Genomic DNA, 24621 nt, shown 5'->3' on the forward strand with positions numbered 1-24621 from the left:
AGGTGGCTTTAAGCTGCGGTTTTACTGGCTTATAGGCATGAAGCGAGGGGCTCCTGTTTATTTGTTTAGCAAGTGCTTGTAAGGAGTATAATCGATCCCCTGTTTCTCCAAAAAGCTGACAAGGCTGCGGTAATCACGTTTGGGCGTGGCGCGGATATAGCCTTCGATGCAATGGCCCTGTGTGACCTCAGACGCTCCGCTTTCTACGGCAACCTGTGCGATTTTTGCGGCAATGGAATGTTTGGCGATGTCGCGGAAGGCTTTGGGGACAGGCGAAACCAGGCGCTCAAGAAAGGTCTTTGAATCCTCCGGCCACATTTCCCTGCTGCGGTCGACCCAATAGTTCTGCCAATCAAGCTTGGATTTGCCGTCACGCTTGGGCAAAACCTTCAAAAATTTACGGAACATAAAGTAACCGCCTATTGACATAAATCCGAGCATGACAAACGCCCAGAAAACGATAAAATACATAAACCAATTCGGCGTGTTGCCCATATCCGATCACCTCTTCATGCTATTATACCCGATGCGCAGCTGCCATTGTAAGCAGAAGGCTCCATTGTTCCTTGGCTGCAGTTAAATTAATTATAATCCACGTCGCGCCCAGGCTGCAACAACAGGATAGGAAGGAAGGATCTGCACGAAATAATCTGCTTATATGCAAAATAAGGCTGAGCGGACAGACTCCTAGATTTATTTTTCTATTCCCTGTAAAATGAGAGGGACAAACCTAGTTGATAGACGGGCTGCTAGTAATAGAGGCTGTTATAGATGAAGGGAGCGAGTGAATAAATTATGTTGAAAATCGGGTCCCATGTTTCGTTTTCTGACAAAGGGCTGCTGACCGCAGCGCGAGAGGCAATCTCATACGGTTCGAGTTCCTTCATGATCTATACCGGAGCACCGCAGAACACCAGACGCAAGCCAATAGAAGATCTATACATTGAAGAAGGCAGGGCTTTGATGAACGAAGCCGGCATTAACGAGATTGTCGTTCATGCCCCGTATATTATTAACCTGGGTTCTTATAAAGAAGATACATTCGAGCTGGCTGTCCGTTTTCTGCAGGAGGAGATCCGCCGCACCGACAAGATTGGCGTCCGCAACATCGTGCTGCATCCCGGCGCATACACCGATAAGGATGCGGATTACGGCATTGCCCGAATAGCCGAAGGACTTAATGAGGTGCTTGACGGCACCAAGGAAACGAACGTCAATATCGCTCTTGAGACTATGGCCGGAAAAGGAACGGAAATCGGCCGCAGCTTTGAAGAGCTCGCACGCATCATAGAAAAAGTACATGAGAATGATCGGCTGACAGTCTGCATGGATACTTGTCATATGCATGATGCCGGATATGATCTCATTGGCGATCCGGACGCGGTATTTTCCGAATTTGACCGGATCGTTGGGCTGGACCGGGTTGCCGTTGTTCACGTCAATGATAGCAAAAACGGGCGCGGTGCGGGCAAGGACCGTCATGCTCCTGTCGGTGCGGGCTTCCTCGGCTATGAAGCGATCAACAGAATCGTGCATCATTCGGAGCTGCAAGGTCGGCCTTTCATTCTGGAGACGCCGTGGATCGGCCAGGAAGACAAGACGCAGCGTCCTATGTACGAAGCGGAAATCGCTTTGCTGCGGGGAGACACCAAGGAACGTTTCGGGGAGGAGTTTCTCGGCGACGTTGAGCGTCTGCACCACTTCTTCGGCAAGCAGGAAATCGATCACCGGGATTTTGTGCTCCAAACCTGGGATGTGCTGAAAAATGATGCGAAAGCGAAGAAGGCTGATCCGCGGGAGCCGATGGACCGGTTGTATCAGCTTGTAGCAGAGAACCGTATTCTTTCCGAGCTGTCGGAGGAAGCGATCAACCAGCGCATTACGGGATGGTTTGCAGGCAAAGAGCTGCTTGTGAACGCATAGGGCATAGGCAGTAGATCTTGCGGCATTAAATATCAAAGGCGATGGAAGGAAGTCTGCAACTTTATGGCAAACACGTATCAACCCCAGCAGTTCTCGGACCGTCCCGACAAACGGAACCGGGCAAGAATGCTGATTTCATGTCCGGACCGGTCGGGGATTGTCGCTGCTGTCTCCCAGTTTTTGTACGAGCACGGAGCAAATATCGTTCAATCGGATCAATATTCCATGGATCCGGGCGGCGGAATGTTTTTTATCCGTTTTGAGTTTGACCTTAATGACCTGGAGCGTGAGCTTCCTGTCCTGCAGGAGGATTTTGCCCGGGTATCCGATCGCTTCGATATGAAATGGTCGATTTTTCGCGCCAGCCGCAAGAAACGTCTTGCCGTATTTGTATCCAAGGAAGACCATTGTCTGCTGGAGCTGCTCTGGCAGTGGCAGGCGGGCGATTTGGAAGCCGATATCGCGATGGTTATCAGCAATCACCCCGACATGGAAGAGCTGGTTAAGTCCTTCGGTATTCCCTATCATTACATTCCTGTAAAAGCAGACACGAAGGCGGAAGCTGAGAAACAGCAGCTTGAAGCGGTCGTCGGCAAAGCCGATCTGATCGTATTGGCACGCTATATGCAAATTATTACTCCGAAGTTTATCGAGCAGTTCCCGAACCGGATTATTAACATTCATCATTCCTTCCTGCCGGCGTTTGTCGGAGGGAAGCCTTATGCTCAAGCATATCAGCGCGGAGTGAAAATTATCGGGGCTACGGCGCATTATGTGACAGAGGAGCTTGATGGCGGACCGATTATCGAGCAGGACGTGCAGCGGGTCAGCCACCGCGATGATGTCGACAATCTGAAGCGGATCGGCAGGACGATTGAGCGTGTTGTGCTCGCCCGTGCCGTGAAGTGGCATATCGAAGACCGCCTCCTGGTGCATCAGAACAAAACGGTTGTTTTTAATTAACATAAACTTCATGAACATGAAGAGCATGACCTGGCATGTGAAACGTATCTGATCCGCAGCGGCGGATGGGATACGTTTTTTTTATTGTCCACAGGAAGCATCATTCAGCAAACTGGAGGATTTACATGCAAAAGCATAATTACAAAAAATAATGCAGTACAGCCTCGCCCGGTTCGGCTTATTCGGTCAGCAGTCTTGAAAGATTCGACCGAATGTTTGCCCTGCGGTTTGATAAAGGATGGAAATGGGGAAAAGGTAATGGTACAATATTTCAAAGCCAGTGCGCGCAAAAATAGACAGCGCAACACCAGAAAAAACAAGGGTCATCTTGCGTTTATAAGTAAAGTTTTGAAGGTTTATTTATACTTTCTTATAAATGAAGAGAGACTAGGAATGGACATGAGAACAGGAGGAGTTAAAAGTTATGACAGTCACACAGAAATCCATCGACCAGCTTTCTGTCGATACGATCCGCACCCTTTCCATCGATGCGGTTGAGAAAGCTAATTCCGGCCACCCGGGTATGCCTATGGGTGCTGCACCGATGGGATACCAGCTCTTCGCCAAAAGCATGCATCACAACCCTTCCAATCCGACATGGATTAACCGCGACCGTTTCGTATTATCGGCAGGTCACGGCTCCATGCTTCTTTACAGCCTGCTGCATTTATCCGGTTACGACCTTCCTCTGGAGGAGTTGAAAAACTTCCGTCAATGGGGCTCCAAAACGCCGGGTCATCCGGAGTTCGGCCATACGGCCGGTGTTGACGCAACAACCGGGCCGCTGGGCCAGGGGGTAGCCATGGCAGTAGGTATGGCAATCGCCGAGGCACAGCTGGGCGCCACTTACAACAAGGAAGGCTTTAAAGTAGTTGATCATTTCACATATGCGATCTGTGGCGACGGAGATTTAATGGAGGGTGTTTCGAGTGAAGCGGCTTCCCTTGCAGCCCATCTGAAGCTCGGCAAACTCGTTATGCTTTACGACTCTAATGATATCTCGCTTGACGGCGAACTGAACATGTCCTTCTCGGAAAATGTTCATGGACGCTTCGAAGCTTATGGCTGGCAGGTGCTGCGCGTTGAAAACGGCAATGACCTGGATGCTCTTGCCAAAGCTGTTGCGGCAGCGCAAGCGGAGAGCGGCAAGCCGACTCTGATCGAAGTGAAAACGGTAATCGGCTACGGCAGCCCGAACAAAGGCGGCAAGGGCGGACATGCCGGACCGCATGGTTCACCTCTCGGCGCCGACGAGACCAAGCTGACGAAGGAGTTTTACGGCTGGAACAATGAGCCGTTCTTCGTGCCTGATGAAGTTCGCGCTCACTTTGCCGAGGTTAAAGCAAACGGCGAGAAAGCCAATGCGGAATGGGACAAGCTGTTCGCTGACTATAAAGCCGCACATGCCGATCTGGCCAAGCAATTTGAAATTGCGATCAGCGGCAAGCTTCCTGCGGGCTGGGACAAGGAGCTTCCTGTCTATACGACAGAGGACAAAGCGATATCCACGCGAGTTGCTTCAGGCAATGCGCTCAATGGATTGGCCAAAGGCGTGCCGAATCTTGTCGGCGGATCGGCAGATCTGGAGAGCTCGACCATGACGCATCTCAAAGGCTTGCCGGTTTTCAAGGCGGGTGCGTACGATGGCCGGAATATTTACTTCGGTGTTCGTGAGTTTGCGATGGCTGCAGCCATGAACGGGATCAGCCTTCACGGTGGATTGAAAATTTACGGAGGCACATTCTTCGTCTTTACCGATTACCTGCGTCCGGCAATTCGTCTGGCATCCATAATGAAGCAGCCGGTAGTGTATGTTTTGACGCATGACAGTATCGCTGTCGGCGAAGACGGACCCACTCATGAGCCGATCGAGCAGCTTGCATCGATCCGTATTATTCCGGGTCTGACGGTGATCCGCCCTGCCGATGCCAATGAAACCTCCGCAGCCTGGGCTTATGCGCTTGAGAACGGCAGCAAGCCGGTTGCGCTGGTATTGACTCGCCAGAATCTGCCGATCCTTGAGGGTACAATCGCCAATGCCCGCGAAGGAATTGCCAAAGGCGCTTATATCGTATCCGATGCTGCCGGAGGTAAGCCGCAAGCGCAAATTATTGCGACCGGTTCGGAAGTGCAGCTAGCTGTCGCTTCCCAGAAAGCTCTGGCAGAAGATGGCATCCAGGTTCGTGTTATCAGCATGCCGAGCTGGGATCTGTTCGAACAGCAGCCGCAGGCTTACAAGGATTCCGTATTGCTCCCGGATGTTAAAGCGCGTCTGGCTGTTGAAATGGCTTCCCCGTTCGGTTGGGAGCGTTACGTAGGCGACAAGGGCGCCATTCTCGGAATTGATACATTCGGCGCATCCGCCAAGGGCGACCGTGTCATTGCAGAATACGGCTTCACTGTTGCGAACGTAGTCAGCAAAGTGAAAGAATTGCTGTAGGCTAAAGCGCCGGCAGCAGCTTGAATGAGGCGGGGGCGGTCGCAATGCGGCCTTCAGTCCCCGCCTTCTTTCTAAAGAAATGACATTATTCGTTTCTACCGAAGTTCGTTCTAAAACATCCCACCTATAATAAAAGGAGCTTATACCCACATGTCCCAGTTCGAAAATGTAACCATTGTCAAGAAAGCCAATACCTATTTTGACGGCAAAGTGACCAGCCGTACCGTGCTGTTTGCCGATGGCACAAAAAAAACGCTTGGCATCATGCTGCCGGGGGAATATGAGTTTGGCACGGATGACAAGGAAATTATGGAAATCCTCGCCGGTGAACTGCAAATCCTTCTGCCCGGAGACGAGCAGTGGATTACGATCTCCGGAGAAGGCGAGTTCACGGTTCCTGCGCATTCCAAATTCAAGCTTAAAGTGACAGGCGTTACGGACTACTGCTGCTCTTATATTCAAGAATAACCGTGAAAAAAGCTGCTCGATGCTCATCCATTCGGATAAGCAGAGCAGCCTTTTTTGTAAACGTATGAAAGTATAAAACTTCATCATACATCGCTTATATTTCCGAAGGAAAAAACTTGGCTTAACCTCCAAAGGACAGCGGGCAGCTGTTTCTTCTTGAAATGTCAGGGAAAAACGTGCCACAACGGGCCGCAGGCTCAATCGGCAATGATGACCTGCTTGCCAATGTAAGCTTCCAGCTGCAGCCGCTGGTAAGGAGCGAGGCCTGCCAGCATGCAGCCGTAACGGAACTGGCTGCCGCTCGTTTCGATCTGGATGATGCGCCCGGTAACCGGAGGAAGCTCCGAATCCTTGGGGAAATGGATAACAATAAACATATCCAGTTCAAGCGGGGAAGAAGATGATATTTGAAGGCCGCTGTCGGAGAGATCCCAAAGCATGCCTTCAATCAGCTGGCCGGAGAAGGCGCCTTCCTGCTCCCATTGATAGACAGACAGCTTCAATGGAATCTGCAGCTCCACCCGTTCGCTTTTTCGTCTGTCACCAGTATCCGTTCCGCTCCTGCCTGCAGCTTCTGAGGTAGCTGCAAGCTCGTTCCGCAGTTGCTGTGTACCGCCGTGGTTGGTAAGGCGCTTGTCAATCCACTGCTCATAACAGTTGGCCAGGGCCGAAAGATCGAGATCGCCAAGCCCCATGGACTCGCCCATCTGGAAGAGGCTCTTGACCGTCTCCAGAACGGGGGTTGGCGTCTTCAAGCCATCAGAGAGAGCGGAAGAAAGACGAAGATCCTTCAGCATCAGGGAAAGGGAGAATTGAACGCTGAAGTCGCGGTCAAGCAGCCGTGGCCCTTTCATCTCGGCTATCCGGCTTGCCGCGCCGCCGGACTGCACAAGTTCAATGAAGGAGGCAGCATCAATGCCGCCGCTTGCCGCAATGGCCATGCCTTCGACCAGTCCGGCAATATTAATGCCGACTACCGTGTTATGGGCAAGCTTGGCAGTTGCTCCGCTGCCGCTTGGTCCCATGGGAATGACTTTACGTCCCATGGCCAGCAGCACGTCGTTGATGCGGTGAGTCGCTTCAATGTCGCCACCGATCATAAATACAAGCGAGCCATCCACGGCGGACGGTTTGCTCCCTGTGACGGGCGCATCCAGGAAGTCGGCGTACCGCTGCGCTGAATCGGCAGCCAGCTGCCTTGCCAATGCAGGCGAAATCGTGCTGCTGTCGACAATAATCGTGCCGGGCATAACGCTGCTGAGCAGGCCGTTCTCACCATAGTAAACTTCACGAATGGCATCGTCGTTGCTGATCATCGTAATGATCAGCTCTGAGCTGCGGGCGAGGGCAGCCGGTGTAGCGGCTTCTTCGCCGCCAAGCTCGAGGAGCTTGTCCACTTTGCCCGGCGTACGGTTGTAAAGTGTAACGTGATAACCTTTGCGAAGCAAGTTTGCCGCCATCGGTGCACCCATGACACCAAGGCCAACAAAACCGATTTTATTCATCCACTTTCATCTCCTTGTCAGGTGAATCATAATCTTCTCATTTTATCATAAACAGGCCTGGAGAAGAATTGGACAACCTTCGGGAACAACTGCCGTATATGTGGTTTTCGCGTTCAATTGCCGCCGGTGTCCTGCCTGCCTGGAACACCGGGAGCTGCTGGAGGACGGCCGGAGCTGTCTCCGCTTGCCTTGTTTTTGCCTGGGAAATCCATTATTCTAATGCTATCGTAGGACATGCTTACGAGGTGCTTTTTCCCCCTGGCAGGCAGGAAGATATCCATGAACGTATCGCCAAAAACTTAGGAGGTTTCACCCATGAGTAAAGCAGTGAAATTTGATTACAGCAAGGCGCTTGCTTTTATTGGTCAGCACGAGATCGACAATTTAACCCAACAGGTACGGGCGGCGCATGACCAGCTGCATAACGGAACCGGAGCGGGCTCCGATTACCTGGGATGGATTGATCTTCCGAACAATTATGATAAAGAAGAGTTTGCACGCATTCAGAAGGCGGCAGCGAAAATCCAGTCCGATTCCGAAGTGCTGATTGTCATCGGCATAGGCGGATCATACCTGGGCGCTCGCGCGGCTATCGAGATGCTGTCGCATTCCTTTTATAACTTACTGCCGCAAGGACAGCGCAAAACGCCGCAAATCCTATTCGCCGGCAACAATATCAGCTCTACATATCTGACCCATCTGCAGCAGCTGCTCGAAGGCCGCGACTGGTCGGTCAACGTGATCTCCAAATCCGGCACAACGACAGAACCGGCCATTGCCTTCCGGATTTTCCGCGAAGCGCTGGAGAACAAATACGGCAAGGAAGAAGCGCGCAAACGGATCTACGCCACAACCGACCGTGCTCAGGGCGCATTGAAGAAGCTGGCTAATGAAGAGGGCTACGAGTCATTCATTATCCCGGATGATGTTGGCGGACGTTATTCTGTATTGACTGCTGTCGGGCTTCTGCCAATCGCTGCTGCCGGCATTGACATTGATGCCATGATGAAAGGCGCGTCGGACGCCTCGATGGCTTATGCCAGCCCGGAGCTTGCCGAGAATGAGGCCTATCAATACGCTGCAGCCCGCAATGCCTTGTACCGCAAAGGAAAAGCGACTGAAATCCTCGTCAATTACGAGCCGTCGCTTCATTTCGTCTCAGAGTGGTGGAAGCAGCTTTTCGGAGAAAGCGAAGGCAAGGACTACAAGGGGATTTTCCCGGCGGCAGTCGATTTCTCGACGGATCTGCATTCCATGGGGCAGTTTATCCAGGAGGGCAACCGGAATATTTTTGAAACGGTGATCCAGGTGGAGAATGTCCAGGAGCAGATCACGATCGGTCATGACGAGAACAATCTGGACGGGCTTAACTTCCTGACTGGAAAAACGATGGATTTTGTCAATAAGAAAGCATTCCAGGGCACGCTTCTTGCGCATACGGACGGTCAGGTACCGAACTTTATCGTCAATATTGCCGATCTTACGCCTTACACATTCGGCTATCTCGTTTACTTCTTCGAGAAAGCATGCGGGATCAGCGGATATCTGCTTGGCGTGAATCCTTTTGATCAGCCGGGCGTTGAAGCTTACAAGAAGAATATGTTCGCCCTGCTTGGCAAGCCTGGTTTCGAGAAAGAAAAAGCCGAGTTGGAAGCACGCCTATAATCCTCTGCCGGCAAGGAGTTTGCAACTGATATGCTGAACCGATACAAGACGCTCCGTCAGCAGGCAAGCGGCGAGATCGTCATCAGAAAGTCGCGTTTCATCGGGCATGGCAAGCCGGTAGAATCGGAAACCGAAGCTGCCGCTTTCATCGATGAAATCAAGAGGCAGCATCGAGATGCGTCGCATAATTGTTCGGCGTATCTGATCGGTGAGCGTGACGAATGCCAGAAGCAGTCGGATGACGGTGAACCAAGCGGCACAGCCGGCAAACCGATTCTGGAAGTGATGAAGCACCAGGAGCTCAAAAACGCCGTTATCGTCGTCACCCGGTACTTCGGCGGCATTATGCTCGGCGCAGGCGGGTTGATTCGCGCCTATGCCGATGGCGCTGTCGCGGCAATTGATGCGGCTCAGCCGATTGTGAAGATCCTCCGCCGCGAGGTGATCGTGGATGTGGATTACACCTGGTACGGCAAGCTGGAGAATGAGCTGCATGCCAAAGGCTGGAAGGTCGGCGACACCGCGTTTACCGACCGTGTGGTAATGACCTGCCTGCCGGAGGAACCGGAGGCCGAGCGTTTTACAGCCTGGATGACGGATGTGACCCAGGGGCAGGCGATCATTACGAATGGCAATACCAAATATGATATCGAAGGGGAATAGCCCTTCATTTGAACTCCCCGGAGATGTGGCCGGGGAGTTTATTTTTTCTCATAAATCCGATCATTATTTCTTATATAAGCATTGACTGGACAGGCAGCTATCTGCTACATTATCAATACCGAGTAATTTAATGGGAATTAGCGCGATTCCACAAGGAAAGCGCCGGGGGGTAAGACAGCTTGAATTTTATGATGCGCAGCCGCTGGTGGAGTTTCGGTTTTCGCAGCACCATTATGCTTTATTTTATTGTTTTAATCATTTTGCCGATTATTGGAATTTACACGCAAGCATTTACTCTGGGCTGGGGGCCATTCTGGGAAAGCATCACCGATCCACTTGCGTGGAAGGCGGTTCTGCTCACAATCAAGCTTTCGGTTATTGCGACTGTTATTAATATGCTGCTGGGCACCATGATCGGATGGGTATTGATCCGTTACCGGTTTCCGGGCCGGCGGCTGCTGAACAGTCTGGTTGATTTGCCATTTGCGCTGCCGACGGCTGTCGGCGGATTAATGATATTGCTATTGCTGGGACCTAACAGCTTTGTTGGGGGATTGGCCGATAATCTCGGTTTTCAGATTGTTTTTCACGAACCCGCTATAATTGTGGCGATGGTATTCGTCACCTTCCCGTTTGTCATCCGGGCGATTCAGCCGCTGCTGGAAGAGATGGACAAATCGGAGGAGGAGGCCTCTTACACGCTGGGCGCTTCCAAGGCCCGAACCTTCTTTCAGGTGATATTTCCGTCGATGCTGCCAGGCATACTGAGCGGATCGATGCTGGCCTTCTCCAGGGCGCTCGCCGAATTCGGGGCGGTTGTGCTTGTGGCGGGCAATATTCCGGGCAAGACCTTGATTGCAGCGGTTTATATTTTTGGTGAGATTGAAAGCGACAATACGCAGGGTGCAGCCGCAACCTCCGTGCTGCTGCTCACGCTTTCCTTTCTTATTCTATGGGCCGTCAACCTCGTTCAGACGAGGAGGGCGGACAAATGAAGAGGCTGTGGATTCCGCTTACGTATCTCGTATTTCTTATACTGCTGATTGCGCCGATTGTGAAGATATTCACCGGTGCCTGGGCGGATGGCTGGAGCGGCTTTGCTGAAGCGCTGACCCGCAGGGAGGCGTTAAACGCGCTGATGATGACAGGCATTATTGTCCTTGTCGTTACGGCCATCAATACCTTGTTTGGTGTGATGCTGGCCCTTTATCTGGTCCGGGCGACCTGGCTGGGACGAAGGATCAAGCAATTGCTCAACAGCATCGTCGATCTGCCGTTCGCGGTTTCGCCGGTCATTGGCGGCCTGATGATTGTGCTGCTGCTGGGACCGAGCTCTATCATCGGTACATTCTTCGAGGATATCGGCTTTAAAGTGGTGTATGCGCTGCCGGGGATGATTCTGGCGACCCTGTTCGTTACGTTCCCGCTCATGGTGCGGGAGGTAATGCCGGTGCTGCAGGAAATTGGAGCCCAGCAGGAAGAAGCCGCATCGACGCTTGGCGCCTATTCCTGGTATACCTTCTGGCATGTGACCTGGCCTTCAATCCGATGGGGTGTAATCTATGGCGTCGTTCTGACCGTCGCCCGGTCATTGGGGGAATTTGGCGCCGTGCTGGTCGTCTCGGGCAATATAATGAACAAGACACAGACAGCGACAACGCTCGTCTATCAGGATGTTGAGAATTTCAATGTAACGGCTGCAAACGGTGTGGCGCTTGTGCTGGCGGCTTTCTCAGTCGGACTTCTGCTGCTCATGGAATGGGCCAAAAAGCGAAAGGAAGTGCATTAGACGATGCATATCGAGGTGCGCGGATTAAACAAGCAATTCGGTGATTTTCATGCGGTGCGCGATGTCAGCTTTGACATAGAGAAGGGTAGGCTGATTGGCCTCCTGGGACCGAGCGGCGGGGGGAAAACCTCTATTCTCCGTATGCTGGCCGGACTGGAGCAGCCCTCTTCCGGGGATATCGTATTTCACGGCAAACGGGTCAATGATCTGCCGCCGCAGGAGCGCGGGATCGGGTTTGTTTTCCAGAACTACGCCTTGTTCAAACACATGACCGTTTACGACAATATAGCTTTCGGCCTCAAGGTGAAGAAGCAATCCAAGGGAGCCATTCGCGACCGCGTTATGACCCTTGTTGAGCTGACGGGGCTCAAAGGCTTCGAGCATCGTCTGCCGCATCAATTGTCCGGCGGCCAACGCCAGCGCGTCGCGTTCGCCAGAGCATTGGCTCCTGAGCCTCAATTGCTGCTGCTGGATGAGCCGTTCGCAGCGATCGACGCCAAGATCCGCTCCGAGCTTCGCACATGGCTGAAGGAAATGATTGAACGTGTAGGCATTACCTCCATATTCGTCACGCATGACCAGGATGAGGCCATCGAGGTCGCAGACGAGATTATGATTATCAATAAAGGGCGGCTGGAGCAAAAAGGGTCGCCATGGGATATATACAAAAATCCGCAAACGCAGTTTGTGGCGAGCTTCATCGGAGAGTCCACGATCGTATCGCAGGTGGAGAATCTCAAAGGCTTCGAGGATGCATCCAAGTGGCCGGGAACCCAGGCGCTTATCCGTCCGGAATATATCGAGATTGGCAGGCATAATGAATTCCGCATTGCATCCGCGACTGCGCGGGGCAAGGTCAAGCAAGTTCATTTCCGGGGCAGCGAGTGGATGGTTGAAGTAGAGGTTGGCGATATCAAGCTGATCACGTACCGCTCGCTGGAGAAGGAAGTCCTGCAGCCTGGAGACGAGGTCAGTGTGCTGATACACCGGGCCTATCTGTTTAATGATAATGACACATGGATCATGGAGAATAAACTGAAGGAAGACCCCATGCCGATTCATATCTAACAAGGAGGTGCTTTGCGGATTCTCGGGCAGAGCAGTCTCTAACAGAAAGTGTTGTGTAATGTATGAACCCTACCCTGACAAAAGGATGGCGTCTTAGCGGTATTCTATGTACGATTCTAATCCTGATGATCGCCACCGCCTGCGGGGGAAATGATCCGGGACAGGATGGCTCCGTTCCGACTGCGACCAAGGGCGATGTGACGCTGGTTATTGGCGCTTATTCCGTAGCCAAGGATGCCTTTGCCGAGCTGCTTCCGAAGTTTAAGGCGAAGTGGAAAGCGGAAACCGGACAGACGGTTGATTTTCAGGAGTCTTATGAAGCGTCCGGAACACAGGCGAGAGCCATAGCCGGCGGCTTCGAGGCGGATATCGCCGTGCTTGCGATGGAAGGCGATATCGACAAAATCCAGAAGGCGGGCTTTATCACGCATGACTGGAAGCAGGCCATTGCGCATGATGGCATGATTACACGATCCATAGCCGTTCTCGGTACCCGGGAGGGCAATCCCAAGGGCATCCATGACTGGGCGGATCTGACCCGTAAAGGGATTAAGGTGCTTTACCCCAATCCGAAAACCTCCGGGGGCGCCCAATGGGACATTAACGCGATGTACGGGGCCGGACTCAAAAAATCGGAGGCGGATACCGGCAAGAAGGATCCTGCCTATGCCAAGGCTTTTCTGGAACAGATCCATCACAATGTGGAGTCGCTCGATAAGAGCGGGCGTGCCTCGATGGCAGCTTTCGAATACGGTGTAGGCGATGTGATCGTGACATATGAGAATGAGCTGATTGCCCGAATCAACCAAGGGGTGAAATATGAGATCGTTGTGCCCAGCTCCACGATTCTGATCGAGAATCCGGCTGCGGTGGTTGATGTCAATGTGGATAAGCACGGAACGCGCAAGGTGGCTGAAGCGTTCCTGAACTATCTGGAGACCCCGGAGGCGCAGCATATCTTCGCCGACTATGGCTTTCGACCTGTTGACGATAAGGTGCTGGCAGAGGTGAAGGACCAATATCAGCAGCCGGCGGATCTGTTCGATATCAGCTATCTTGGCGGATGGGACCAGGTACGGGATACGCTCTATTCCCCCAAAGGCGTATGGTATCAAGTGCTTGCGGGGCTATGATCCTTTGAAATAAAGCATGCAAAAAAGCACTCTGCTTCGGTATTTCGGCAGGGTGCGTTCCTCTGTGAACTCATTTGTAATCCACTATAAGAAAGTATGATTGCGCTACCCATTCTTCAAGTCAAAGGATCCGTTACGGACCTTCCCTCCACCTCGCCGGATTCGCCCAGAAAATAATGCCGCAGCGGCTTCAGATTGTCATCCAGCTCATATACCAGCGGGGTGCCTGTGGGAATATTGAGATCGGCAATCCCGTCCTCGGAAATCTGATCCAGGTATTGGACAAGCGCCCGTAAGGTGTTGCCGTGAGCAGCGATCAGGACCCGACTGCCCGATTTCAGGGCGGGCTGAATGGTTTCGTTCCAATAGACCAATGCCCTCGCTCTGGTATCATCCAGATTCTCCGTTAGCGGGACACATTGTTCAATGCCCGTATACCTGCGGTCAGATCTCTCACAGCGCGTATCGGTCAATTCCAGGGCAGGAGGCCGGATATGGACGGATCTTCTCCACTCATGGACCTGTTCATCCCCGTATTTCAAAGCGGTTTCAGCCTTGTTCAACCCCTGAAGGGCTCCGTAGTGGCGTTCATTGAGCATCCACGTTTTAAAGACGGGAATCCACATCAAGTCCATTTGATCCAAAATAATCCATAGCGTGCGAATCGCTCTCTTCAAGTAAGATGTATAGGCGATATCGAAGACATAGCCGTTCCGCAGCAATATTCCCCCGGCTATTCGGGCCTCCTCAAAGCCTGTGGGTGACAAATCGATGTCTGTCCAGCCGGTAAAACGGTTTTCGAGATTCCACTGGCTTTGGCCGTGGCGTATCAGTACAATTTTAATCATTCCGGGGTTGTCTCCCTTTCGTTGACGCTGTCTTGTACGTTGGTCAAGAGCAAAATCAGGCCGTGATCATAACTGCAGTCGCTGTATAAGCGACCTTTGCCTGAAGCAGCCCGGAATAGAAAGCAAGCGGAACATATAACGTTCCATTCTTAATGACAGGGGCGGTCTCCAGGGAGAGAAGGGCGTTTTTTCCGGAAATGTAGGAATCCTTACCCACGGTTGCCGTAATAAGCTGCGAGCCTTTGAACAGCTCAGCCTGCTGCGAAGCTTCCTTCCAATTGAGCTTATAGCCAAGCGCGGCGGAGATGGGACGCAGGGGAGCCATGACGATACCGCTCTCATTTGTAAACAGCGGCGCTTGTCCGAGATCCAGCTTGACTCCATTGATAAACACAGGCAGCGAAATCAATTGGCCGCCCCCGGAGGAGCTGTCGCCGGCATAAGGAACCTTGATTTCGGGCAAGCCTGCGGCATACGGGGCAATTTCATAATTTTGAAATACAATGTAGGCGTCGCCGCCTTTCACATAGAAGGTCTGGTCATCGGTAATGCCTGTGAAGGCATCCTGAAAATAATGATCGGGGTTTGACGCTATTTCTTCTTTCACTTTTTTATTGATAACTGCTTTGTAATCGGCTCCAAACAGGTCCTTGAGCGTGATAAGAGAAGGCTTGTCGGAGTTCCGGATATTATAGGTATCCATGCGGGTGATGCCATGAGCGCCTCCCGTGAATAGATAGGTAAGCACTTTTATGGATAAATAATTGCTGTTCCCGGGACTTCCATCGGACATAACCTCATACTTGACCGTGATATCATAGGGAATAAAATCAATACCTGCATTGATCGCCTCAGCGGCACCGCTGGCAGCCTGCTTCTTGACAGCCTCCAGATCCTGCCGGGCAAGCTCGGAGATGCGGTAATTAAGCTCTCCCTGATACTGGGTGCTCCGCAGGCCAGCGATAACCGGATACTGGACGTTGGTGGTATACGTTTTTGAAATTGTTTTAATTGTCTTTGCGGAGACCTTGATGGCGGATGTTTTTTGGTTGGCTAAGGGGCTGCCGACATCGATTGTGTCAGCAATCCCGTTCCCACTGGCAAAAGAAAGCGGGGTGCCGGCATGGAACATCAGGCTGCTAATTGCTCCAAGGACCAGTATTTTCAGGCAATTGCTCGTCAAACGGTGTTGGGTCATCTAGATCCCTCCATGATGCATGATATAACATAATTATAAGTGATACGGGCGCCTTATAAAGTAACAAAATGGTTAAAACACATAACTATTTTTAACCCGAATGAACCAGGGTTGAATACCCCGTTGCCCGACTCAGCTCTCAGGAATTGAAGACGCCTTTTGTTTGTTTTTTCTGATCAGGTAACTGACCAGCAGCAGCAATACGATGGCGGCAATATAAGTGTAATCCCAGAAAGGCCAATATTTTGCCGTTATTTCCGTCAGGTAAGAGTAATTGGGGGAGAAGTAAAAGGCGAGTCCGAATAAGATGAACCCAATGGGAGCAGCAAGCATACGATAGTCCTTCAATCGGAATAGCTGGGCTGTTCCCAGAACGGTGGCGTAATAATACAGGACGGTTTTGAAAAAGATCGAGAAAATCCAGATAATGGCCAGCATGGCCTCAAGCCGCTCCAGAAAATGACCGATGCTGATTTTTTTGGCCAATGAGTAAGAGGGGTAGATATGAAAAGAGCTCATAGTCGGTCCCAGTACCAATGTGGATAGCAGGACCAGAATGAAAATGATCATTCCCCCGAACAAGGAGCCAAGCAGCAGATCCCTCTGCAGATGCGTACCCTCATTGACATAGGGAAGAATTACCAGAAACACGAGAAGCTCCGAGAACGGGAAGGCAACCGAGTAGAGCATTCCATGCAGCACGGGGCCAATTCCGCTGCCCAGTATCGGGAGCATATTCGTCAGTTTTATCTGGGGCAGCAGAAGCAGAACCAGGGAGAAAAAGAACAGCAGAAACCAGGGGAAGAAAATCTCGCTTGCCCTTGCGAGGGGCTCCAGCCCCAATTTAATCCCGAACAGCATCACAATAATCATCATAAAGTGAATCACATAAAGCGGGGTTTGCGGCAGAATGATGGTCGTAATGAAGTCGCTGATTTCACGCAGCATCCCCGAAGTAAGCACGAGAAAGAACATCAGAAATAGAACCGATAGAATCCCGCCGAAAAATTGACCCAGGAGCTTCTGGTTCATTTGAAATAGTGTCGATTTGGCCTCCATCCGGCTTAGCCGCAGCATCAGCCACAAGATGAACAGACCGATAGGAATGCCCAGCAGTACGGATAGCCATGAATCCTGTTTGGCCGCTGTTGTCATCATGGAAGGCAGGAAGAGGATGGAATCCCCGATTGTAGTGAAGATGACGAGGATTGTTATCTGTTGGATGCTGATTTTTCCATGTTCACGCAAATATATCCACCCTTTCCTAACTTAGTTGAAAATCCAGCTGCTAATCGGGGAATAGACCATCTTGAGTACGATTAGTGGACTTGGTAATGGAACCGATTTAACGGACGCTATGCTCAGAGCGATCCCGGCGACGAACAGAACGGAGAAAATGACGGTTTCTTTGATCCACCGTTTCCTGATCAGGACCGGCAGTTCAAGTGCAGCCGCTGCCAGGGCGAATATCAGGACAGCAATTAGCATCATCACAAAGCATCACTCCTTCAATTCCTTCGTAATCGGGTTGCCTATGGCTCCCAGCTTCCGAATGATCACCTTTACTTGGTAATTCACCTTGATCCTCGGGAATTCCTCATCCCAATCTTTTTTCAGCTGATTCCAATTTTTTGGATGATAATGATAGATCACTTGGCCGAATCCGAAAATATCGCTCTTATATTTTCCCTGCACATGAGCCATGGTTTGTTCCATCTGCTGCTTGATTTCTTTCTCCGCTTGTTTTTGCAGTTGATTGATCACGGGCGGGCTTGTCAAATCGATATCGCATTCAACCTCCCCAATGTCTGCCGTAATATTCACATTAATGTTCATAAGAGTCTTGCCTTGTTTGATCTGGCTTTTAGTAGAGGTCTTGGAGTTGTAGACTTCTATCGTGAGATTTCCTCCATCCGGACAGGCCACTCTATTTACAGTGGTGTTTATATTATTCATGATGTAATTGAAGCCTTTGGTTTCTTCCGGATCTAACCAGCCGATCAGACGGTCCCCCTTGAAGACGCCAAGATTGGAATACTTCAAGCGTGCGGTGCTATCGATTTCCTTGACATTCTGTTCCTTCTCTCCGGTGCGTTGATTGCCGATTACGTTGATTCCCGTCAGTACGGGATTGATACCATCGGTAATTAACTGGCTTACAAGCTTATCCAGTGTCACATCCGCGGTTGTGGCCCAGACCTTGGAGGATGCCTCAAGCGAGCTGTACATATTGACTGCCGGAATTTCCTCCAGAGGCGTCATGATTTTCAGAACATTTTCAGCAGTGCCGTTCTTGGCAATCATCACGAAGAGGTCTGGCCGCGGTTCCGAAACCCGGGTCTGGAAGTCCAGGATTTTGGAGATTCCTTCCCGGGCCAATGCTTCACCAATGACCAGAACGCGAATGTGAGCCCCATAAATTTTTCGTGGACTTGTTAACGTAAGTTTACGGAAGGCTTCGAATAATGTTGGAGCTGAGGCTTTATACATAACAACAGGGGACCTGCTGCCATTGCCGTTTTTCGTTGAAACGGCTGAGGGGTTAACGACTTGGACGGAAACCTGATAATTATCGCCGATTTTATCAAATCCCGTCCCCAGTTGGATTCCAAGATCACTGAGCTCGCGCCGGTCCCAGCAGCCGGTTAAGCACATGACAATCAAACAAACAGCCAATATCCATCTGCATATACGTTTCATATTGGACTCCTTTATTTGTCTGATTTATTTCCGGCTTGCTGCCGAACAATATTTTTTTGACTGATAAGCCGAGGTCGTTTTAACATGGAAGACCATGGAACCCGGAATAGGGTATCCTTCTGATCCGCCAGATTAAAAGGAGCGAACGGACTCATATAAGGGATCCCGAAGGAGCGCAGCGAGCATAGATGGAGAATAAGCACAATGATTCCGGCCAGAATGCCGAAGAGACCGAAGGAGGCGCCCAGGCCCATCAGTATAAAACGGAGCATCCGAACGGAAATGGACATGCTTGTTGCCGGAATGACATAGCTCGAGATTGCCGTTATGGATACGATGATAACCATAACCGAAGACACAATCCCGGCTTCCACTGCCGCCTGTCCAATAACGAGCGTTCCCACGATAGATACCGCTTGACCGACTGTCCTGGGCATCCGCACGCCAGCCTCACGCAGGATTTCATATGTGATCTCCATGAGAAGCGCTTCTATGAATGCGGGAAATGGAACGCCATCGCGCTGGGCGGCAAGATTAATAAGCAAATCAGTGGGAAGCATCTCCTGATGAAAGGTCGTAATAGCGATGTACATTGCAGGAGCCAGCAAGGAGATGAAAAAGGCTAAATAACGGATAAGCCGCAGCAATGTGCTGACATCGGCGCGCTGCGCATAATCCTCAGCTGATTGAAAGAATTGAGCGAAAAGGGCTGGAACAAGCAGCACGAAGGGAGTTCCGTCAATGAGAATGGCCACCCGGCCTTCCAAAATACCTGCAGCAATGGTGTCCGGCCTTTCGCTGTTGTAGATCGTGGCGAATGGCGAAAGCGTCTTATCCTGAATCAATTCCTCGATATAGCCGCTCTCTAATATACCGTCGATATCGATCCGGTCCAGCCTTGTTCGCACTTCCTCCACAATTTTGTCATTCGCAATATTTTTCAAATACATAATGGCCACGCTTGTTTGCGTAACCTTGCCGATATGGCGCTCTTCCATCCATAATTGCGGGTCACGTATTTTGCGTCTGACCATGGCGGTATTCGTTCGCAGATTCTCATTGAAGGCTTCCATCGGGCCGCGTACCACTGCTTGTGTGATCGGTTCGGAGACATTTCGGCACTCCCATCCGGCTACCCCGATGCGCAGGCATTCCCGAAAGCCGTTCACCAAGAGGATTGCATCGCCGGACAAGAGATAAGTCATCATGGTACCCAGGTCTGCCACAATGCTTATGTCTCCCGCCATTAGAATGTCGTTCCTGATATAGGCCAGAACGCTGCTGCTTCTGGAATCCATTTCCTGAATGCTCGGGATGCTTTTGGAGGACATCAGATTATTAATGACACAGTTGTGCAGCTCTTTGACGTCTACAAGACCATCGATATAGATCAGGGCTGTCGAGACGGTCCCGGATAAAGAAATCTCCTTAATGATCAAATCGGGGCTCGCGCCCATGACATGATAAATATGCGTTATATTCTCTTTAAGATTCTCATGTAACGGCTTAGCGCTGCTGTTGCTGCCTTTCATTTCTCTCCTCCTTCGAAGGGGGATATCGTTATTATGTATCAGCTCTCTTGCGTTTTCCTATTATCACCAAGGGGTGAAGGATTTATTAAAAGCAGAAGGAAATGGCTTACCCTGTCCTTGGAGCGCGAAGGGGCAGTATGTTTCTTTACCTTATATAAATGAACCTGTTGACAAAAAAAGCCGCATCACAAGCAAGAATTCTGCTTGTAATGCGGCTTTCATTCGAACCGGGCAACGTAATCAGGACGGATCAAGTACAAATTTCTCGATGACATGACGTACGCCTTCTTCATTGTTGGACCGGGTTACATATTGAGCAATTTCCTTGAGTTTGGGAAGCGCATTGCCCATCGCCACACCGAGTCCGGCAACTTCGATCATTTCATGGTCATTCCATGAATCGCCGATGGCGATCACCTCTTCAAGCTTGCAGCCGATATGTTCGGCCATAAAGGCAATCGCATGACCTTTGGTCCCTTCCTTGTGCATGAATTCCAGATAATGGGGCTTGGATTTGGTGATATGCACACGATCTCCAATCAGCGGCGCCAGCTCCAGCGCAATTTCGTCCAGGTAAGCCGGGTCATCGATAATCAGCATCTTGGTTGAAGGCCGATCGATCAATTTATTGAAGTCGGGCTCGACGACAAACGGGATCTTGGAGAGCGCAGAGTACCCGCGGCCAAGCTCAGTATCCTCCTGCACATAAAGTACATCGTTAATATACAGCTGAAGGTGCAGCTTGCGTTCCCTGCAGAACTCAAACAGCTGCTGGGCGGCGTCCTTGGGTACGCTTCGCTCATATAGGACCTGCTCATCCATGAGTGTCTTGATAAGCGAGCCCTGGTAGGTGATGATCGGCACATCAAAGCCGATTTGCATAGCGATTTTTTTGGCTGAGGGAAACATGCGGCCGGTGGCGAGTGTAATAAATACCCCCCGTTCAATAGCTTCCGTCAGTGCGGCTTTGGTCCCGGGCGTGACGATCAGATCGTCGGTCAGCAAGGTGTCGTCCACATCAATGGCAATAAGTTTATACATATGGTTATTCCTGCTCCTGTTCTCTCTTTAAGGTTTTCATTGATTGTATCGGATATTGATACGGCGGACAAGCGTTTTTTACGAAACCTTTAAGAACGGCGGCCTGTCAGAAACAGATTGCGGTACGCTGTCGGCGTCATCCCTTCGCTTTGCAGGAATCGTTTGTTGAAGTAGCTCGGGCTTTCATACCCGCAGAGCTGCGCTACATCATTTATTGCCAGGCTGTGCTTCTCGATCAACAGCTGCTTGGCTTTGCCGATCCGGCACATGGTGACGAATTCAAGCGGTGTTTGACCTGTGGCTCTCCGGAACCATCGGCAGAAGGCGTAACGATTCGTGCCGGCCTTCGCGGCCCATGTATTCAGGTCGAAGGAGGCGGAAGCAGCGGCCTGCAGCTCAGGTAGCAGCAGCAGGATGCGCTCACTGGCCTCCTCGCCGGGTGTATGAGCCGACAGCGGCTCTGCTTGTTCGATTAATTCGGCTATAATTCCATACATCAGCATCGACAGGCTGGTGGGATACAGTGATTTATGCTGCTGGATTTGCTGCAGCAGGTCTTCCATCCGGCTTTCAAGCATTTTGGGTGAGCGGATTCGCCATACAACCGACCGGTGAAAGCCGCGCTCCGTGAGATCGGCGAATGCTCCGCTGCCGTAGAAGTGAATCCATTTTACACTCCAGGCATGCGCGGGATCGCTGTAATAGATCTGTTTATCACCCGGGAAATAAAGAAAAGCGTCGCCGGCCTTGAGCTCCTGGAGGCCGCTCTCTTCCTCCACAAAGCCCTGGCCGGCTGTAACCAGATGGAGATTGAATTCCAGCAGGCTGCCGGCGGATCGATTTACTTTGTGGTTCCGGATTTCCTTATAGAAACCGGCGGATTCGGGGAAGCAGTAGTAACGGTCCCGCCGAACCATCGGCAGTGTAAGATGTTCCATTTGCGCCCGGGAAGCCTCCTTTATTTTGAAAGCGAAGTCTTTATCAATATCGTATTAGTCATTGCAATATATTTCGATTTTACTGCAGGTAATCCTGCATTATAATAATCAATATATGACAATAGGGAGTGGATTTCGGATGATGAAGCAAATCAGGGTGGATGGCGTTGAGCTGGGCATTTCCCAGCTGGTGCAGGGATCCATGATGCTCAGTATCGATAAAATGGATTATTCCAGCGAATTGCTTGATGCCTATGTATCAGCAGGAGGGAATGCAATCGATACGGGACATATTTACGGCGCAAAAACGGCCCAGGCTGTCGGGCAGTGGATGGAGGAGCGGGGAAACCGCAGCGAAGTCGTTCTGATCGGCAAAGGAGCCCATCCGTATGAGCAGTCCCGGATGACCAAGACCTGCATTCAGAGCGATCTGGTCGAATCGCTGGAACGGCTCAAAACCAATTACGTCGATATCTATATGCTTCACCGCGACGATCCCAATGTCCATGTAGGATATATTCTTGAAGGCTTGAACGATCAGATTGCCGCAGGCCGCTGCCTGTCCCTCGGAGCATCCAACTGGACGGTAAGCCGTATCCGTGAGGCGAACGCGTATGCCGAGAAGAACGGCATGAAAGGCTTTGCCAGCAGCAGTCCCAACCTTGGCCTGGCCAAGCCGATCGAGCCGCGCTGGGCGGGATGCGTCTCGACGTATGCCGAGGATGAGGCGTGGCATGAGCAGTCGCAGCTGCCGATTATTTCATGGTCCTCCCAGTCCGGGGGCTTCTTTACGGATCGTTATGCGCCTGAGATCACACAGGATGCCGATATGGTCCGCGTATACTACAGCGCCGAGAACTGGGAGCGCAAGCGCCGTGCGGCCGTGCTGGGCGCCAAATATGGCGTCAGCGCGAACCATATCGCCCTGGCGTATGTGCTGAACCAGCCATTCCCGGTTGCGGCGATCATAGGTCCGCATCAAACCTCGGAGCTTTATGACAGCATCAAGGCGCTTCCCGTTGCTTTGACTGCGGACGAACTGGCCTGGCTGAGCCTGGCGAAGGAAGCTCTGGCTGCTGAATAGCAATAAGACATACCGGATTTGCATTTTTCTGCAGCCTCAAGCCCTTCTTTAACCAAGGATCATGCGGATATTTGTCGCATTGATGACATTGGATGAGGAAGGGCTCTTTGGACTGTACGCCCAGCTTGCGGCTGACCGGGGAATGCGATAAAGTGAGTAGCAGATTCCTTGTGTCGGAACGGAGTGATTGAAGATGAGCTTGTATGGTCAGCAGGAAGCAAAGCAGCGGCGGAATGTGAATATGGTTCTGCTTATTGTGGTGGCATGTGTTATCGGTTTTATCGGTGGACGTATATCAATGACGGTGCAGTATCCCATATTGAAGGAATCGACTTTCCACAATTTGTCCTATGCTTATAACGAAATTATGGATAATTTTCTGGACGGAGCCAAATCCAAGGCGCTTGTCGAAGGAGCCGCGGAAGGTATGGTTGCCTCGCTGAATGATCCGTATTCCGTTTATTTAAGCGGGGATAAGGGCGAGCAGTATGTACAGTCCTACGAGGATACCTTTGTCGGAATCGGGGTTGAGATAAGGGAACAGGACGGGGAATTCATCATTGAGAATACGATAAAAGGGGCTCCAGCGGAAAAAGCAGGCTTGCAGTCCGGCGATGTGTTTCTGTCGGTGGACGGCAAAGAGGTCAAAGGCATCACGCTTGAGGAGCTCAAGCAGCTGGTTCAGGGCAAGGAAGGATCGATTGCGAAGCTGACGATCCGCCGCCAGGGGATGAATGAGCCGCTTGATGTTCCCGTTACCCGGGGGGCCGTGCCCGTGCATACGGTTACGTATGAGATGAAGGCGGACAAGATCGGTGAAATTACCGTTACCCGCTTTGCAGAGAAGACGGGCGAGGAGTTCAAGGAAGCGGTCACGAAGCTGCAGGAGCTTGGCATGGAATCGCTGCTCATTGATTTACGGGGAAATCCGGGTGGGCTGCTGACCCCAACCGTTGAAATTGCCAATTTGTTCGTACCCAAAGGACAGACGATTCTCCAGGTGGTCTATAAAGGCGAGAAGCAGGTTATTACGCATAAATCAGAGCAAAAAACACCATGGACGCTCCCGATCGCGATATTGGTCGACGACAACACGGCAAGCTCGGCGGAGGTGCTGACCGCAGCACTCAAAACAACAGCAAACGCAACAGTGGTCGGCCAAAAAACATTCGGCAAAGGGATCGTCCAGAACTTCAGACAATTAAAGGACGGCTCTGTTCTTAAGCTTACGGAAGCCCAGTGGCGTTCTCCGGACGGGCAGTGGATTCACAAGAAGGGAATCGAGCCGAATATCGCCGTCGAAGCGCCTTCATACACGCTTCTGCCAAGGCTTCCGGCGGGATTGCAGATCAAAGCGGGGGATTATGGGGACAAGGTGCAGACGGTTCAAAGCATGCTCAAGACGCTTGGCTATGATGTCGGCGCCGGAACCGGCATCTATGATGATGCAACTTCAACGGCAGTGAAGAAGTTCCAGCGGGATGAGGCGCTGCCGGATAACGGGGTTGTGAACGACAAGACAGCCTACCGGATGACTACACGTTTAATGGAGAAATATAAGCAGGAAGACCCGCAGATGGCCAAAGCCCTGGATGTTCTCCGGACGGGGCCAGCCAGTTAAGAAGATAAGCAAGCATGATGAGGCAAACGGAAAAGATCGATT

At 51.3% G+C, this 24621-nt stretch carries 22 protein-coding genes; 12 read left to right on the forward strand and 10 right to left on the reverse strand.

Translation table 11 applies throughout. From position 1 onward, the window contains the following. Window positions 1–57 precede the first annotated feature (57 nt). The gene (locus AC0YNV_RS13185) at window positions 58–495 is read right to left on the reverse strand and encodes a DUF2621 domain-containing protein (RefSeq protein WP_210038199.1); all 438 of its coding nucleotides are present in this window, start codon (window positions 493–495) and stop codon (window positions 58–60) included. Between the two features lie 300 nt (window positions 496–795). Between AC0YNV_RS13185 and AC0YNV_RS13190 the strand changes: the two genes are divergently transcribed. From AC0YNV_RS13190 to ppnP, 4 genes are all read left to right on the forward strand, one after another. After that, window positions 796–1923, forward strand: a complete 1128-nt coding sequence (locus AC0YNV_RS13190; RefSeq protein WP_475768518.1) for a deoxyribonuclease IV — start codon at window positions 796–798, stop codon at window positions 1921–1923. Between the two features lie 63 nt (window positions 1924–1986). Next, window positions 1987–2886, forward strand: coding sequence for a formyltetrahydrofolate deformylase (gene purU / locus AC0YNV_RS13195; protein ID WP_475768519.1), 900 nt, complete (start codon window positions 1987–1989; stop codon window positions 2884–2886). Between the two features lie 424 nt (window positions 2887–3310). Beyond that, a complete protein-coding gene (gene tkt / locus AC0YNV_RS13200; protein WP_475768520.1) occupies window positions 3311–5326 on the forward strand; it encodes a transketolase in 2016 nt (671 codons plus the stop codon). 150 nt (window positions 5327–5476) lie between these two features. Continuing rightward, window positions 5477–5794: a pyrimidine/purine nucleoside phosphorylase gene (gene ppnP / locus AC0YNV_RS13205; RefSeq protein WP_475768521.1), complete on the forward strand. Its 318-nt coding sequence runs from the start codon at window positions 5477–5479 to the stop codon at window positions 5792–5794. Between the two features lie 197 nt (window positions 5795–5991). Here ppnP and AC0YNV_RS13210 read toward each other — a convergent pair whose 3' ends face one another. Beyond that, window positions 5992–7299 carry an NAD(P)-binding domain-containing protein gene (locus AC0YNV_RS13210; protein WP_475768522.1) on the reverse strand — a complete coding sequence of 436 codons (1308 nt, stop codon included), beginning with the start codon at window positions 7297–7299 and terminating at the stop codon, window positions 5992–5994. Window positions 7300–7614: 315 nt separating this feature from the next. On the opposite strand from AC0YNV_RS13210, the gene AC0YNV_RS13215 reads away from it, so the two are divergent. From AC0YNV_RS13215 to AC0YNV_RS13240, 6 genes are all read left to right on the forward strand, one after another. Beyond that, window positions 7615–8964, forward strand: a complete 1350-nt coding sequence (locus tag AC0YNV_RS13215; protein WP_210038205.1) for a glucose-6-phosphate isomerase — start codon at window positions 7615–7617, stop codon at window positions 8962–8964. A 30-nt stretch (window positions 8965–8994) separates the two neighbouring features. After that, entirely contained in the window at window positions 8995–9627 is a 633-nt protein-coding gene (locus AC0YNV_RS13220; protein ID WP_475768523.1) for a YigZ family protein, read from the forward strand. A 188-nt stretch (window positions 9628–9815) separates the two neighbouring features. Beyond that, window positions 9816–10622 carry a sulfate ABC transporter permease subunit CysT gene (gene cysT, locus AC0YNV_RS13225; RefSeq protein WP_379114083.1) on the forward strand — a complete coding sequence of 269 codons (807 nt, stop codon included), beginning with the start codon at window positions 9816–9818 and terminating at the stop codon, window positions 10620–10622. Continuing rightward, window positions 10619–11416, forward strand: coding sequence for a sulfate ABC transporter permease subunit (locus AC0YNV_RS13230; protein ID WP_210038208.1), 798 nt, complete (start codon window positions 10619–10621; stop codon window positions 11414–11416). The genes cysT and AC0YNV_RS13230 overlap by 4 nt, the downstream gene beginning before the upstream one ends. A gap of 3 nt (window positions 11417–11419) precedes the next feature. Next, complete coding sequence (locus tag AC0YNV_RS13235; protein WP_210038209.1) at window positions 11420–12484, forward strand: sulfate/molybdate ABC transporter ATP-binding protein; 1065 nt, start codon at window positions 11420–11422, stop codon at window positions 12482–12484. A 62-nt stretch (window positions 12485–12546) separates the two neighbouring features. After that, on the forward strand, window positions 12547–13617 hold the full coding sequence (locus AC0YNV_RS13240) for a sulfate ABC transporter substrate-binding protein (RefSeq protein WP_475768524.1): 1071 nt from the start codon (window positions 12547–12549) through the stop codon (window positions 13615–13617). 116 nt (window positions 13618–13733) lie between these two features. Here AC0YNV_RS13240 and gpmA read toward each other — a convergent pair whose 3' ends face one another. From gpmA to AC0YNV_RS13280, 8 genes are all read right to left on the reverse strand, one after another. Then, the gene (gene gpmA / locus AC0YNV_RS13245) at window positions 13734–14465 is read right to left on the reverse strand and encodes a 2,3-diphosphoglycerate-dependent phosphoglycerate mutase (RefSeq protein ID WP_475768525.1); all 732 of its coding nucleotides are present in this window, start codon (window positions 14463–14465) and stop codon (window positions 13734–13736) included. Window positions 14466–14520: 55 nt separating this feature from the next. Beyond that, window positions 14521–15663 (reverse strand): stalk domain-containing protein, encoded by a 1143-nt coding sequence (locus AC0YNV_RS13250; RefSeq protein WP_475768526.1) that lies wholly within the window; start codon window positions 15661–15663, stop codon window positions 14521–14523. A gap of 132 nt (window positions 15664–15795) precedes the next feature. Further along, the gene (locus tag AC0YNV_RS13255) at window positions 15796–16911 is read right to left on the reverse strand and encodes a GerAB/ArcD/ProY family transporter (RefSeq protein WP_475768527.1); all 1116 of its coding nucleotides are present in this window, start codon (window positions 16909–16911) and stop codon (window positions 15796–15798) included. Window positions 16912–16932: 21 nt separating this feature from the next. Then, window positions 16933–17157, reverse strand: coding sequence for a hypothetical protein (locus AC0YNV_RS13260; RefSeq protein ID WP_210038214.1), 225 nt, complete (start codon window positions 17155–17157; stop codon window positions 16933–16935). Between the two features lie 6 nt (window positions 17158–17163). Further along, window positions 17164–18363 (reverse strand): Ger(x)C family spore germination protein, encoded by a 1200-nt coding sequence (locus AC0YNV_RS13265; RefSeq protein ID WP_475768528.1) that lies wholly within the window; start codon window positions 18361–18363, stop codon window positions 17164–17166. Window positions 18364–18374: 11 nt separating this feature from the next. Then, entirely contained in the window at window positions 18375–19895 is a 1521-nt protein-coding gene (locus AC0YNV_RS13270) for a spore germination protein (protein WP_475768529.1), read from the reverse strand. A 240-nt stretch (window positions 19896–20135) separates the two neighbouring features. Continuing rightward, entirely contained in the window at window positions 20136–20936 is an 801-nt protein-coding gene (locus tag AC0YNV_RS13275; RefSeq protein WP_210038217.1) for a Cof-type HAD-IIB family hydrolase, read from the reverse strand. 89 nt (window positions 20937–21025) lie between these two features. Beyond that, entirely contained in the window at window positions 21026–21874 is an 849-nt protein-coding gene (locus AC0YNV_RS13280; RefSeq protein WP_475768530.1) for a helix-turn-helix transcriptional regulator, read from the reverse strand. Window positions 21875–22013: 139 nt separating this feature from the next. Here AC0YNV_RS13280 and AC0YNV_RS13285 point away from each other — a divergent pair, with 139 nt between their 5' ends. Both AC0YNV_RS13285 and AC0YNV_RS13290 read left to right on the forward strand, forming a co-directional pair. Then, window positions 22014–22958, forward strand: coding sequence for an aldo/keto reductase (locus AC0YNV_RS13285; protein ID WP_475768531.1), 945 nt, complete (start codon window positions 22014–22016; stop codon window positions 22956–22958). Window positions 22959–23151: 193 nt separating this feature from the next. Then, a complete protein-coding gene (locus AC0YNV_RS13290) occupies window positions 23152–24579 on the forward strand; it encodes a S41 family peptidase (protein WP_475768532.1) in 1428 nt (475 codons plus the stop codon). Window positions 24580–24621: the final 42 nt, after the last annotated feature.

The sequence above is a fragment of the Paenibacillus sp. JT31N11 genome, from assembly GCF_056269285.1.

Excerpts from the sequence above, each read along its gene's own strand:
- AC0YNV_RS13265 (WP_475768528.1), bottom strand. The coding sequence starts at position 18,363 with ATGAAACGTATATGCAGATGGATATTGGCTGTTTGTTTGATTGTCATG.
- AC0YNV_RS13240 (WP_475768524.1), top strand. The coding sequence starts at position 12,547 with ATGAACCCTACCCTGACAAAAGGATGGCGTCTTAGCGGTATTCTATGT.
- AC0YNV_RS13185 (WP_210038199.1), bottom strand. The coding sequence starts at position 495 with ATGGGCAACACGCCGAATTGGTTTATGTATTTTATCGTTTTCTGGGCG.
- AC0YNV_RS13280 (WP_475768530.1), bottom strand. The coding sequence starts at position 21,874 with ATGGAACATCTTACACTGCCGATGGTTCGGCGGGACCGTTACTACTGC.
- AC0YNV_RS13270 (WP_475768529.1), bottom strand. The coding sequence starts at position 19,895 with ATGAAAGGCAGCAACAGCAGCGCTAAGCCGTTACATGAGAATCTTAAA.
- tkt (WP_475768520.1), top strand. The coding sequence starts at position 3,311 with ATGACAGTCACACAGAAATCCATCGACCAGCTTTCTGTCGATACGATC.
- ppnP (WP_475768521.1), top strand. The coding sequence starts at position 5,477 with ATGTCCCAGTTCGAAAATGTAACCATTGTCAAGAAAGCCAATACCTAT.
- AC0YNV_RS13290 (WP_475768532.1), top strand. The coding sequence starts at position 23,152 with ATGAGCTTGTATGGTCAGCAGGAAGCAAAGCAGCGGCGGAATGTGAAT.
- AC0YNV_RS13215 (WP_210038205.1), top strand. The coding sequence starts at position 7,615 with ATGAGTAAAGCAGTGAAATTTGATTACAGCAAGGCGCTTGCTTTTATT.
- AC0YNV_RS13210 (WP_475768522.1), bottom strand. The coding sequence starts at position 7,299 with ATGAATAAAATCGGTTTTGTTGGCCTTGGTGTCATGGGTGCACCGATG.
- AC0YNV_RS13220 (WP_475768523.1), top strand. The coding sequence starts at position 8,995 with ATGCTGAACCGATACAAGACGCTCCGTCAGCAGGCAAGCGGCGAGATC.
- cysT (WP_379114083.1), top strand. The coding sequence starts at position 9,816 with ATGATGCGCAGCCGCTGGTGGAGTTTCGGTTTTCGCAGCACCATTATG.
- purU (WP_475768519.1), top strand. The coding sequence starts at position 1,987 with ATGGCAAACACGTATCAACCCCAGCAGTTCTCGGACCGTCCCGACAAA.
- AC0YNV_RS13190 (WP_475768518.1), top strand. The coding sequence starts at position 796 with ATGTTGAAAATCGGGTCCCATGTTTCGTTTTCTGACAAAGGGCTGCTG.
- gpmA (WP_475768525.1), bottom strand. The coding sequence starts at position 14,465 with ATGATTAAAATTGTACTGATACGCCACGGCCAAAGCCAGTGGAATCTC.
- AC0YNV_RS13275 (WP_210038217.1), bottom strand. The coding sequence starts at position 20,936 with ATGTATAAACTTATTGCCATTGATGTGGACGACACCTTGCTGACCGAC.
- AC0YNV_RS13250 (WP_475768526.1), bottom strand. The coding sequence starts at position 15,663 with ATGACCCAACACCGTTTGACGAGCAATTGCCTGAAAATACTGGTCCTT.
- AC0YNV_RS13235 (WP_210038209.1), top strand. The coding sequence starts at position 11,420 with ATGCATATCGAGGTGCGCGGATTAAACAAGCAATTCGGTGATTTTCAT.
- AC0YNV_RS13285 (WP_475768531.1), top strand. The coding sequence starts at position 22,014 with ATGATGAAGCAAATCAGGGTGGATGGCGTTGAGCTGGGCATTTCCCAG.
- AC0YNV_RS13230 (WP_210038208.1), top strand. The coding sequence starts at position 10,619 with ATGAAGAGGCTGTGGATTCCGCTTACGTATCTCGTATTTCTTATACTG.